The sequence below is a fragment of the Mesorhizobium sp. Mes31 genome, assembly GCF_024519675.1.
Lineage (GTDB): Bacteria > Pseudomonadota > Alphaproteobacteria > Rhizobiales > Rhizobiaceae > Mesorhizobium.
The window spans coordinates 223,746-235,527 of sequence record NZ_JALJRL010000002.1; the positions used below are offsets into that span (position 1 = coordinate 223,746).

13 protein-coding genes and 1 pseudogene are annotated in these 11,782 nt (G+C 63.7%); 13 read left to right on the plus strand and 1 reads right to left on the minus strand.

What is annotated here, in order from left to right:
* Positions 1 to 73: 73 nt before the first annotated feature.
* The 6 genes from NR193_RS03710 (at position 74) to NR193_RS03735 (ending at position 5,813) form a co-directional block, all read left to right on the plus strand.
* Complete coding sequence (locus NR193_RS03710) at positions 74 to 970, plus strand: LysR substrate-binding domain-containing protein (protein WP_256749528.1); 897 nt, start codon at positions 74 to 76, stop codon at positions 968 to 970.
* Between the two features lie 152 nt (positions 971 to 1,122).
* On the plus strand, positions 1,123 to 2,217 hold the full coding sequence (locus NR193_RS03715) for an ABC transporter ATP-binding protein (RefSeq protein WP_256749529.1): 1,095 nt from the start codon (positions 1,123 to 1,125) through the stop codon (positions 2,215 to 2,217).
* A gap of 68 nt (positions 2,218 to 2,285) precedes the next feature.
* Positions 2,286 to 3,401: an ABC transporter substrate-binding protein gene (locus tag NR193_RS03720; protein ID WP_256749530.1), complete on the plus strand. Its 1,116-nt coding sequence runs from the start codon at positions 2,286 to 2,288 to the stop codon at positions 3,399 to 3,401.
* Positions 3,402 to 3,426: 25 nt separating this feature from the next.
* Positions 3,427 to 4,260, plus strand: coding sequence for an ABC transporter permease (locus NR193_RS03725; protein ID WP_256749531.1), 834 nt, complete (start codon positions 3,427 to 3,429; stop codon positions 4,258 to 4,260).
* Positions 4,260 to 5,066 carry an ABC transporter permease gene (locus NR193_RS03730; protein ID WP_256749532.1) on the plus strand — a complete coding sequence of 269 codons (807 nt, stop codon included), beginning with the start codon at positions 4,260 to 4,262 and terminating at the stop codon, positions 5,064 to 5,066. The genes NR193_RS03725 and NR193_RS03730 overlap by 1 nt, the downstream gene beginning before the upstream one ends.
* 111 nt (positions 5,067 to 5,177) lie before the next feature.
* Positions 5,178 to 5,813, plus strand: a complete 636-nt coding sequence (locus NR193_RS03735; RefSeq protein ID WP_256749533.1) for a LysE family translocator — start codon at positions 5,178 to 5,180, stop codon at positions 5,811 to 5,813.
* A gap of 129 nt (positions 5,814 to 5,942) precedes the next feature.
* Here NR193_RS03735 and NR193_RS03740 read toward each other — a convergent pair.
* Positions 5,943 to 6,173: pseudogene (locus NR193_RS03740) on the minus strand (hydratase); the annotation flags it as partial.
* A gap of 164 nt (positions 6,174 to 6,337) precedes the next feature.
* Between NR193_RS03740 and NR193_RS03745 the strand changes: the two are divergent.
* The 7 genes from NR193_RS03745 to ccmE all read left to right on the plus strand — a co-directional run bounded on the left by NR193_RS03745 (position 6,338) and on the right by ccmE (position 11,732).
* Entirely contained in the window at positions 6,338 to 6,745 is a 408-nt protein-coding gene (locus tag NR193_RS03745; protein WP_256749534.1) for a DUF3168 domain-containing protein, read from the plus strand.
* Positions 6,746 to 6,915: 170 nt separating this feature from the next.
* The gene (locus NR193_RS03750; RefSeq protein WP_256749535.1) at positions 6,916 to 7,215 is read left to right on the plus strand and encodes a hypothetical protein; all 300 of its coding nucleotides are present in this window, start codon (positions 6,916 to 6,918) and stop codon (positions 7,213 to 7,215) included.
* A 90-nt stretch (positions 7,216 to 7,305) separates the two neighbouring features.
* Positions 7,306 to 7,971, plus strand: a complete 666-nt coding sequence (locus NR193_RS03755; protein ID WP_023812809.1) for a response regulator transcription factor — start codon at positions 7,306 to 7,308, stop codon at positions 7,969 to 7,971.
* Entirely contained in the window at positions 7,955 to 9,388 is a 1,434-nt protein-coding gene (locus NR193_RS03760) for an ATP-binding protein (RefSeq protein ID WP_309145394.1), read from the plus strand. Before NR193_RS03755 ends, NR193_RS03760 begins: the two co-directional genes overlap by 17 nt.
* A gap of 187 nt (positions 9,389 to 9,575) precedes the next feature.
* Positions 9,576 to 10,016: a hypothetical protein gene (locus tag NR193_RS03765; RefSeq protein WP_256749536.1), complete on the plus strand. Its 441-nt coding sequence runs from the start codon at positions 9,576 to 9,578 to the stop codon at positions 10,014 to 10,016.
* A gap of 127 nt (positions 10,017 to 10,143) precedes the next feature.
* Complete coding sequence (ccmI, locus tag NR193_RS03770) at positions 10,144 to 11,283, plus strand: c-type cytochrome biogenesis protein CcmI (RefSeq protein WP_256749537.1); 1,140 nt, start codon at positions 10,144 to 10,146, stop codon at positions 11,281 to 11,283.
* A gap of 5 nt (positions 11,284 to 11,288) precedes the next feature.
* Entirely contained in the window at positions 11,289 to 11,732 is a 444-nt protein-coding gene (gene ccmE, locus NR193_RS03775; RefSeq protein WP_256749538.1) for a cytochrome c maturation protein CcmE, read from the plus strand.
* The last annotated feature ends 50 nt before the right edge of the window (positions 11,733 to 11,782 follow it).

The window sequence follows — 11,782 nt, forward strand, 5'->3', positions numbered from 1 at the left end:
AAAGCAGTGAAGCGGCTTGCCAAAAAGTGATATGTTTTCCCGGCTCGTGCAAATTCGGTTCACCTGAGGCCTCTTGCGAATACCGTCCACCCAAGCGTTGCGCGCCCTCGACAGCTTCGCTCGCCATGGCAGCGTCTGGCGCGCCGCCGACGAACTGCACCTGACCCGCAGCGCCGTCAGCCACCAGCTTCGCCTGCTGGAACGCGACCTCGGCTTCGACCTGCTCGAACGCATTGGCAAGGGCGTGGCGCTGACGCCACGCGGCCAGCGCTACGCCAGCGACGTGCGCAAGGCGCTCACCGTGCTTGGCGATGCTGTGACGCGCCATGCCGGCACCGGCGTTGGCGGTTCTTTCAGCGTCAGCTGTACGCCGGGCTTCGCCTCGCTGTTCCTGTGCACCCATATCGGCGAATTCCGGCAGATGTACCCAGATGTCGCATTGCGTATCCTGACGCCGCGGCGCCTCGACGACGTCAGCAATGCCGAGGCCGACGCGTTCATCGCGTTTGGCGTCGGCAACTGGCCGAACCGCGCGGTCGAGCTTCTGTGCGAAATCTCCTTCACGCCGCTGTGCAGTCCGACGTTGCTCAACAAGGTCGGCGGATTTTCGAAGCCCGCCGACGTTTTGCGCGCCAATCTCCTCCATCTCGGCGACACCGAGGACTGGGCGCGCTGGCTGGCCCTGTCGAAGGTGGAAAACCCCGACACCGAGGGCGGCATCTTCTTTTCCGACATGAACCTGGTCTTTTCGGCGGCGATCGCCGGCCAGGGCATCGCCATGGGCGACGAGCTGACCAGCCGCCGCGCGTTGAGCGAAGGCCGGCTGGTGCGCCCTTTCGACATCGCGATCAAATCGCCGCGCTCCTATTTCCTGGTTTCCGAGCATGCCAAGGCCACGCATCCCGTGCTCGAAGCCTTTGCCGGCTGGCTCCGCTCCAAACTCTCGGAGAACCAGGCCAGCCCTTATTGATGTAGGCTGCGCGGTGTGGGTTGATGTAGGATACGTTGTGCGGCGGCGGGCATCGATAGATGAATGGAATTTGCCGATCCGGCGAAAACTATTCGGTTGCGGTGAGCTGACGCCCTGCCTACGATTTCGCAGAGCGTTAGGGAAAGGGCAGGATGCGACAACCCGGACGAGCCGCGGAGATCAAGGCAATCGGGATCGGCAAGAGCTTCGGCTCCTTCCGTGCGCTGGACAATCTGAGCCTCGATATTGGCCGTGGCGAGTTCCTGACACTGCTCGGGCCGTCCGGCTCGGGCAAGACGACCTTCCTGATGATCCTTGCTGGCTTCGTACAGCCGACCGAGGGCCGGCTTTTCAGCGATGGCGTCGACATCACCGAGCGTCCGGCAGAACAGCGTGCAGCCGGCATGGTGTTCCAGGGTTATGCGCTGTTCCCGCATATGAGCGTCGAAGCCAACATCGCCTTTCCGCTCAAGGTGCGCAAGAAATCGGCGGCCGACATCAAGCGCCGTGTCGGCGAGATGATCGAGCGCGTCGGGCTGAACGGCCACGAGAAGAAACTCCCGGCGCAGCTTTCAGGTGGCCAGCAGCAGCGCGTCGCGCTCGCCCGCGCGCTGGTGTTCGAACCGGGCGTGCTGTTGCTCGACGAGCCGTTTTCGGCGCTCGACAAGGGCTTGCGCGGCCAGATGCAGGCCGAGATGAAGCGGCTGCATCAGGAGACCGGCACCACCTTCGTCTTCGTCACCCACGACCAGAGCGAGGCCTTGGCGCTGTCGTCGCGCGTCGCCATCTTCAACCATGGCAAACTGCTGCAGGTCGGCGCCCCCGACGAAGTCTACGACCGCCCGGCCAACCGTTTCGTGGCCGAGTTCCTCGGCGAGATCAACATGCTGCCGCTCAAGGGGATTCGCAGCGCCGACAACGGCGCCACCGGTCTGTGCGAAGACCGCACTGTCAGCCTGCGCGGCAGCGCCAACGGCATCGGCAGCAACGCCATCCTGGCAATCCGACCCGAATACATGTCGATCGCCAGCGAGGCGGCGGCGGGCGAGAATGGGATTACCGCGACAGCCACCAACTCGACTTATCTCGGTGCGGCAACGCGGCTCGACCTGACGACGCGCCAGGGCGCCAAGGTCACGGTTTCAGTGCCGAACGAGGTTGCCGCCGCCGCGCTCAGCAAGGGCAATTCCGTCTGGCTGACCTGGCCAGCGGAAAAGGGTTTCCTCCTTCCGGATGGAGGACGATGACGAACGGTGTGGCGAGACACTCGCGCCACCGCTTTCCGGTACGATCAACGACAAAAAGGGGAACTGACATGACACATGATACCAAGAAACAAGCCATCGAGAACCTCTCCGCCAGGGCAGGTCGCGGCGAGATCTCGCGCCGGCAATTCACGCAACTGGCGGCGCTCGTGCTGGCCGGCACGCCGATGCTGCTGCGCTCGACCGGAGCCTTTGCTGCGGCCAAGGAACTGGTGCTGGTCAACTGGGGCGGCGACGCCATCACCGCCTATGACGCCGCCTATGGCCAGGCCTTCACCAAGGACACCGGCATCACCGTCAAGATGGACGGATCGGGTCCGACCGAAGGCGCCATCGCCGCGCAATTCAAGAGCGGCGCGCCGACCTGGGACCTCGTCGACGTCGATCCGTTCTCGGCCATCACGCTCGGTGCGCAAGGCATGCTCGAGCCGATCGACTACAAGATCGTCGACAAGACGAAGATGCGGCCGGGCTTCGGTTGGGACTATGCCGCCTCGACCTATTTCTTCTCCTACGTCATCGCCTACGATTCCGAGAAATACGGCAAGGACGCACCGACCGGCATGGCCGATTTCTTCGACGTGAAGAAATTCCCCGGCAAGCGCTCGCTCTACAAATGGGGTGTGTCGAGCTGGGAAGCCGCTCTTCTGGCCGACGGCATCGCACCGGCTTCGCTCTACCCGCTCGACCTCAAGCGCGCGCATGACAAGATCGCCGCCTTCAAGGAAAATGTCGTCGCCTATTGGGGCGGCGGCGCCGAGAGCCAGAGCGTGCTGCTCAACGGCGAGGCTTCGATGGCCATCGTCTGGTCGACCCGCGCCTCGCTGATCGAGCAGGACTCGGGCGGCAAGATCAAGTTCATCTGGGACCAGGGCCTGATCTCGCCCGGCGCGCTCGCCGTGCTCAAGGGCAACCCGGGCGGCAAGGACGCGGCGATGAAGTTCATCGCCAGCGCCCAGGATCCGCAAAAGCAGCTCGTCATGTTCGACAAGCTGGGGCAGGGCCCGGCCAACCCGGCCGCCGATGCGCTGATCCCCGCCGACAAGAAGCGCATCAACCCGGTTGACCCCGAGAACATGAAGAAGCAGATCGCGCTCGACATGGACTGGTACGCCAAGAACTACGGGGCCGCGCTCGACGAGTACACCAAGATCATCTCCGCCTGACCAAGGCCGGGATAATCGGGTCCAGATGAGAGCATATCTCTCCGACAGGATGGGCGCGGCGCTGTTGATGGCGCCGCTGCTCCTGTTTCTTGTGCTGGCCTATGCCTGGCCTTTCCTCGGCGTCGTCAAATGGAGCTTTACGCTGCCGACGCCGGGGCTTGGCCAGTACAACGCGTTGCTGACCGATGATCTGGTGCAGTCGGTGTTCATCCGCACGCTGCGCATCGCTGCCATCGTCACACTGGTCTCTGTGGCGGCCGCCTACGCCATAACCGTCGTCTGGGTGCGCGGAACCCCGGCACAGAGGCTTGTCGCCGAATTCTGCATCCTGGTTCCATTCTGGATTTCGGTGCTGACGCGCGCCTTTGGTTGGGTGGCGCTGTTGTCCAATCGCGGCCTGATCAACACATGGCTGCAAGCGATCGGCTTCATCTCGGAACCGCTGGCGCTGGTGCGCAACGAATTCGGCGTCATCGTCGGCATGACGCATTTCCTCATTCCGTTCGCCGTCTTCCCGCTGGCGTCGGCCATGCGCAGCCTCGACGACCGCGTGCTTCTGGCGGCGCGCGGGCTGGGCTCCAGCCGCATGCGCACCTTCTGGACGGTGTTCGTGCCGATGACGCGCTCCGGCATCATCGGCTCGGCGATGATCGTGTTCGTCTTCTCGCTTGGCTTCTTCGTCACGCCGGCGATCCTCGGTGGCGGCCGCAGCGTCATGATCGCCGAGCTGATCTACCTCAGGATATTCCAGAGCCCGGACTGGGGTCTGGGCGCGGCGATCAGCGTCGTGCTGGTGCTGTTCGTCGGCGCGCTGATGGCGCTGCTGTTCCGTTATGTCAGACCGAAGCAGTTGATCTGATGCCGACCTATCGCCCCGGTCCCGTTTCGCTGGTCATCGCCGCTCTGGTGGCGCTGTTCCTGCTGATGCCGCTGCTCGCCGTCATTCCGGTGTCGTTGACGCCGAGCCGCATGCTGGCGATGCCGTCCGGCGAACTGTCGCTGCGCCATTACCGGGCACTGATCGAGGATCCGCGCTGGATCGATTCCATCCTGCTCTCGATCCGCATCGGCATCGTCAGCAGCGCCTTCTCAACCGTGCTGGCGCTCTGCTTCAGTCTTGGCGTCTGGATGTTCCAGCCGCGCTTCACGGCAGCCCTTGTCGGCTTCGTGCTGCTGCCGATGGTGGTGCCGCCGGTGGTGTCGGCGATCACGCTCTACTTCCTGTTGACCTCGATGTCGGGCGTCAGCTCGTTCTTCGGCTATGACACCTGGCTCGGCGTCGCCATGGCGCATTCGGTGATGACGGTGCCTTTCGCCACGGTGCTGATCCTGGTTGCGCTCAGCCAGCTCGACCGCCGCATCGACCTAGCCGCGCGCGGCCTCGGCGCAACGGTCTGGGAGCGCGCCACCCGCATCATCATGCCCAACATCAAGTTCGGCATCATCACCGCGGCACTGCTCTCCTTCGTGCTGTCCTGGGAAGAAATCGGTGTCACGCTGTTCATCACCTCGGTCAATGCCATCACGCTGCCGAGGCTGATGTGGATGGGCCTGCGCGACAACATCGATCCGGCGATCGCGGCGCTGTCGGTAATCCTGATCATCATCACGGTGCTGGTGCTGGCGGTGCGCAGCTTCGTGGTCAGGCTGCGTGGGGCGCATTAGACGAAGCCGTCCAACCGTAACGCGTTCGGTTCATGCGGGCATCCTCGACAGTCCCAACCGCTATGTGAAGGACGTTACGGAAGGCGTGCCTCCAGCACACTATCCAGCGCCATGGAAAACCTGCCGCTGGTGACATTTGCCTTGATATCGGTACTCGGGATGGCGGTTCCAGGGCCGGATGTCGTGCTCGCCATTACCAACGGATCACGCTACGGGGTCAGGCACGCCTTCTTTGGCATGGCCGGCGTGGTGCTCTCGGACTTCGTCCTTGCCTGCATGGTGGGGCTCGGCTTCGGAGCGCTGCTGGTGGCTTCGGAATTCTACCTCTCAGCTGTCAGGATGGTCGGCGCTTTCTATCTGCTTGTCATCGCCGTTGGCGCGCTTCGCACCTCCACCGCGGCGCGATATGCACTCGACCCAGGCTTTCCGGACAAGGTTCACTCGGCCAGGACACTGATCCTGCGTTGTTTCGTGGTGGCAATCACAAATCCCGGAGCATGGATGCTCTTTCCAGCCATCCTCCCGGCCTTTGTCGACACGAACGAGCCAATCGCGATGCAATACGCGGTTCTGGCCGTTATCATTGCTGTGTCGGATGTTTTCGTCCTGATGCTTTACGCCACGCTTGGCTCACGGGCAGCCAAGCTGTTGGCCGGCCCGAACGCAGTGTGGATCGACCGGCTCTATGGCTTCGCCTTGCTCGGTCTTTCAAGCGTTTTGATCCTGCAATCCGTTGGGCATTTCTGAACCGCGGTGCGGTCAGGCAGCACGGAGCGAATTCAGACAAATCTCACCGAGACGCGGCCGAACCGGCCCAGATCGCCGATGACTTCGTCACCGGCCTCGACACTTGTCGGCGTCACGCAAGTGCCGGTTAGCCTCGCCGATCACAAATAGATTGGCACAGGCGTTGTCGGCTATGAGCTGCGGCGCCCCCGACAGCACAGAAATCGTCATATCGCGAGTCCGGAATTTCGATCGCCGGGTGCATGGCGGCCCGGCCACCGGGCTGTCGACGTTGATGTGCCTTTGTCCGGCCAGGCTGGTTGCGGCAATCTTCCAGCCGAAAAGCGGAGCCGCCGAGCGATCCATCACATACGACGGGATCCGCTCCCGGGCATCATGGCTGGGCTGCCCTCTGTCGGATCGTATTTTCCAGATCATCGGCATTCATGCTGCCGATGACGAATCGCTATCGTCACTGCGTGGCGAACGGCTATATCTGGCAAGGCAGCAATGGCCGGCAGCGCAACGGTTAGGGGAAAAGGACGATGACCGCACCTGGCGATCTGCAGCAGGCACTGTTTCTGAGACTGAAAGGCGACGCGTCGCTGTCGGCGCTGCTGGGCGGCGCCGGGCTGGTGGAAAGTCCAACCGGAAACGTCGCCTTTCCGTATGTGACTTGCGGCCAGACCTGCGCCTTTGACTGGGACACAGGCGCCGAGAACCGCGATGATCAGTTGATTACGCTGCACGTCTGGTCGAAAGCCCATGGCGAGGCCGAAACGCTTGCCATTATGGACGCCATCAAGGCACGCCTTGCCGACGCAGCGCTGGTAATTGGCCCTCGCGGCCAGACGCGGTTGTCGCTGGAATTCACCGAGGCCCGTTATGACGAGGACCTGTTGGTGCATCACGGGCTGCTGCGCTTTCGTGCGCTGACGCAGGAAAGTGCCTGATACGCTTTCAATATGATCGAAACGGAGTCTAGACTGACGTTTCCAGGATTTCGCCGGGTCGGCGGCGAGATCTCTGGTCGGTTGTCTCATGTTTCAGGGGGTAGCGGCATGGTCTTGGCAGCGTTCACTGTTCATTTCACGTTCAGCACCGATGCGTTACAACGCCGGCCATGAAAACGCTTCGCTCCCACTTCCGAACCGCGACACTGGCGCTCTATGCTGCCGGCCTGTTTGCGTCGCAGGCGCTGGCGATACCGGTCATCGCGCCCGACCAGGCCAGCCCGATCCTGCTGGCGGCGTCCGATTGCTACGCGATCGGTCAGCAGGTGGCCGAGCAGAACGGCGGGACGCTGGCCAAGGCCTCGCAATCGACCCGCGGCGGTCAGCCGGTCTGCGTCATCGTCGTGCTCGTCCCGGGCAAGGACGGACAGCGTCCGCGCCGCTCCGAAATCGTCGTTCCGCTGAACTGACCCAATCCTCCGTCTTGCAGGGCTACGTTTCCCAGGCCGCCGGAATCGGCCTATATCTCACCAAGTTCTTCAACAGGTATCGAACTCCGCATGCGCGTACTCGTCGTCGAGGATGACAAGGATCTCAATCGTCAGATATCGGACGCGCTGGTCGATGCCGGCTATGTCGTCGACCGCGCCTTCGACGGCGAGGAAGGCCATTTCCTCGGCGACACCGAGCCCTACGACGCCGTCGTACTCGACATCGGCCTGCCGCAAATGGACGGCATCAGCGTGGTCGAGCGCTGGCGTCGCGGCGGCCGCAAGATGCCGGTGCTGATCCTGACGGCGCGTGACCGCTGGAGCGACAAGGTCTCCGGCATCGACGCCGGCGCCGATGACTATGTCACCAAGCCGTTCCACATCGAGGAAGTGCTGGCCAGGCTCAGGGCCTTGATCCGGCGCGCCGCCGGCCATGCCTCGTCCGAACTGACCTGCGGGCCGCTTCGCCTCGACACCAAGGCATCGAAGGCCGATGTCGACGGCGTGCCGCTGAAGCTGACGTCGCACGAATTCCGCCTGCTTGCCTATCTGATGCACCACATGGGCGAGGTCGTCTCGCGGACCGAACTGGTCGAGCATCTCTACGACCAGGATTTCGACCGTGATTCCAACACCATCGAGGTGTTTGTCGGGCGGCTGCGCAAGAAGATGGGCATCGACATGATCGAAACCGTGCGTGGCATGGGCTACCGCATGCGTGAGCCGGAGGCGTAACTCGGAACCGCTCAAACCACTCGCAGGGACGCCGCTTTCGCTGCGTTTGTGGCCGCGTTCGCTGACGTTCCGCGTGATCGCCTTTTCCACGGTCTGGGCGATCCTGACCCTTGTCGTCATCTTCACCCTGATCACTACGCTCTACCGCCAGGCCAGCGAACGCGGCTTCGACAGCCTGCTGTCGGCGCATCTGTTCAACCTGATCGGCTCCGTCGGTATTTCCGATACGGGAGCGCTGACCGGCGCGCCCGACCTTGGCGACCTCCGGTTCTCGGAGCCGAATTCGGGCTGGTACTGGTCTGTTGAGCCCGCCTCGGAAGGCGTGCATGGCGATCTGCATTCGTCGTCGATGACAAAAAACATCCCTTCGCCAAGCGTCGCCGAGGTGCCTTTCAACTCCAGCTTCCAGCGCAGCTATGCTGCCGAAGGCATCGACGGCGAGCAACTCGAAGTGTTCGAGAGCGAATTCGTTCTCGATGCCAAGAACCGCGCCGCGCGCTTCCGCGTCATGGGCAACCAGAGCGAACTCGAACAGGAAATCTCCACCTTCCAGCGCCGCCTGCTGACCTATCTCTCTCTGTTCGGCGTCGGCATGATCGCCATCAACGCGATCGCCATCCTGCTCGGCCTGCAGCCGCTGCGCAGGGTCAGGAATGCCCTCGCCATGGTGCGCGAAGGCACCGCGCAGCGGCTCGACGGCCGCTTTCCGGCCGAGATCGAACCGCTCGCCAACGAGACCAACGCGCTGATAGAAAACAACCGGCGCATCGTCGAGCGGTCGCGAACCCAGGTCGGCAATCTCGCCCATTCGCTGAAGACGCCGCTCGCGGTGCTGCTCAACGAGGGGCGGGCGCTTGGCGGCGCCAAGGGGCAACTGATCGCCGAGCAGGCCGCCTCCATGCAGAAGCAGGTGGAGCATTATCTGCAACGCGCCCGTGTCGCGGCGCAACGCGACAGCGTCGTCTACCGCACGCCGGTGGCGCCGCTGGTGCAGCGCATGGTGCGGGTTTTGCAGAAGCTCAACCCGCAAACGAGCTTGTCATTGTCGCTGCCGGCCACCGAGATCGTCTTCGCCGGCGAGCGCGAGGATCTGGAGGAACTGCTGGGCAATCTCCTCGAAAACGCCATGAAATGGGCAAGGAGCGCCGTCTCGGTGTCGGTCGTGCCGTTGACGGGCAAGGATGATACGGCCAGCCTGTTCGAGATCGCCATCGAGGACGACGGTCCTGGCATTCCCGAGGACAAGGCGCGCGACGCGCTGAAGCGTGGACGGCGCCTGGACGAGACGAAGCCCGGAACAGGTCTCGGGCTGGCCATTGTCGCCGACCTCGTCAACGAGTATGGAGGCGTTCTGGCGCTCGAACGGTCCGGTATGGGCGGATTGAAGGCGGTGGTGCGGTTGCGGAGCCTTCAATGACGCTTTCCAGGGTCAATCGACATCGATGGGCGGGGCATGTTATCGGCGGCATGTCGATTGTTCCGCGGCGACCGGCCCCGGCCAAATTTCCGACAAATATCAATACTATGGCCACGCCGACTTCTTCGATGACGCGGCCCGCGGCTCGTCCATGGCAGGCTCCAACTCAAGAAAACCGGTTGTTGGCATGAAGATTCGCGTCGCGCTCGTTTCCGCATTGCTGGCCGTATCCGGCTGCACCACCCTGAGCGGCAAGGGCCCCACCATCGCACCGACGCTCGCCGCGACGCCTCCGGCCAGCGGTGGCAAGGTCACCACGACGATCATTTCCGCGATGGGCGGCGGTCTCATCGGCGGGTCGATCGGCGCCGGCCTCAGCGATGCCGAGAAGCGCAGTGCGCTCGAGGCTGAATACAAGGCGCTCGAATATACGAACAGTGGCCAGAAGGTGACGTGGAAGGGCGCCCAGGCTTCGCGTTATGGCGAGGTGGTTCCGGCCCAGCCCTACCGCGTCGGGTCGCAGGACTGCCGCCAGTACACACAGACGGTGTTTAACGGCGGGGCCGGGGTCACGGCGCGCGGAACCGCCTGCCGCAACGCCGACGGCAGCTGGACGCCGCTGACCTGACAACCAGTTGGGTCCAGCTGGGATCCGGCCGATTGATGTCGATCAAGGACATGCGGCGCGCCTGCCGTCAAAGCGTCGCAGGATGCCTGAGTTGGCAGGGCAGGGCTCTGCCGTTATTGGAAGAACCATGCTGTTCTGGGTCATAGCCGCAATTCTCACGCTGGGCGCAAGCCTGGCGGTACTGCTGCCGCTGGCTGGCGGCTCGAAGGGCGCGTCGTCGAGCGGCGATCACGATCTGGAAGTCTATCGCGATCAGTTGTCCGAGCTCGACCGCGACGCCGCGCGCGGCTTGATCCAGCCGGGGGAGGCGACTGAGGCGCGCGCAGAGATCGCCCGTCGCATCCTTCGCCTCGACAATGCGGAAGTGGCCGGCGAGGCATCCGCCAGGCGCGCATCGGTCGCGGCCAGGCTGGTGGCAACCGCGGCCGTGTTGGTGGTGCCGCTTGTCAGCTGGGGCCTCTACAGCCAGCTCGGCTCGCCCGATCTGCCGTCGCAACCGCTCAGCGAGCGGTTGGCCAAGAATCCGGCCGACAGTTCGGTCGACGAACTGGTGGCGCGGGCGGAAGCCCATCTCGCCGCCAATCCTTCCGATGGCAGGGGATGGGACGTGCTGGCGCCGGTCTATCTGCGCATGCAGCGCTTTTCCGATGCGGCAGCGGCGTATCGCAACGCCATTCGTCTCGATGGCGACAGCGCCGATCGCCAGGCTGGTCTTGGCGAGGCGATCGCCAGTGCTGCGGGCGGCATTATCTCGGCCGATGCCCAGGATGCGTTCGAAGCGGCGCTGAAGCTCGATCCGGCCAATGCGAAAGCCAGCTTCTACCTGGCCGTGGCGCTGGCGCAGGAGGGGCGCGGCGCGGAGGCTGTCACGGCCTGGCAGGCCATGCTGGGCAAGTTGCCGCCGAATTCGCCATGGCGCAGCGCGGTCGAGCAGGCGCTGGCGAAATCCAGCAGCCCCGAGGTCGCTTCCGGGAGCACCGCGAACGGTCCCGGTGCCGGCGATATCGACGCCGCTTCCGCCATGTCTCCCGCCGACAGGGAAGCCATGATCAACACGATGGTCGCCGGCCTCGATGACAAATTGCGGCAAAACCCACGTGACGCGGAAGGATGGATGCGGCTCGTTCGTTCCTATGTCGTGTTGGGCAAGGCCGATCAGGCGCGTGACGCGCTGGGTCGCGCCATTGCCGTCTTTGGGGCCGACAGTGACGAAGCGAAGAAATTCACCGCCTTTGCCGCCTCGCTTGGCCTGACGGCAACGGAGTAACCAGAATGACGCGCAAGCAGAAACGACTGTCGGTGATCGCGGGCGGGCTGGCTTTTCTGGGCGCCGCCACCGGACTGACATTCTACGCGCTCGGCCAGAAGGCCTCCTATTTCTACATGCCCGCCGACCTGACCACCGCCAGCCTGCAGCCCGGCCAGCGCATCAGGCTGGGCGGCCTCGTCGAAAAGGGTAGCGTCGAGCGCGGCCAGGGTGCCACGGTGGCTTTTTCGGTGACCGACAACCAGAAGGACGTCAAGGTCAGCTACACCGGCATCCTCCCCGACCTTTTCCGGGAAGGGCAGGGGGTAATCACCGAAGGCTCGTTTGACGCGGGCGGCGTCTTCGTCGCCGACAGCGTGCTGGCCAAGCATGACGAGAACTATATGCCCAAGGACGTGGCCGACAAGCTCAAGGCCAAGGGCGTGTGGGAGGAAAGCAAAAGTGAATAGGCAGTTTCCGCAAAAGTGCCCCACGGTTTTGCGGCAGGAATCCGCGGCAA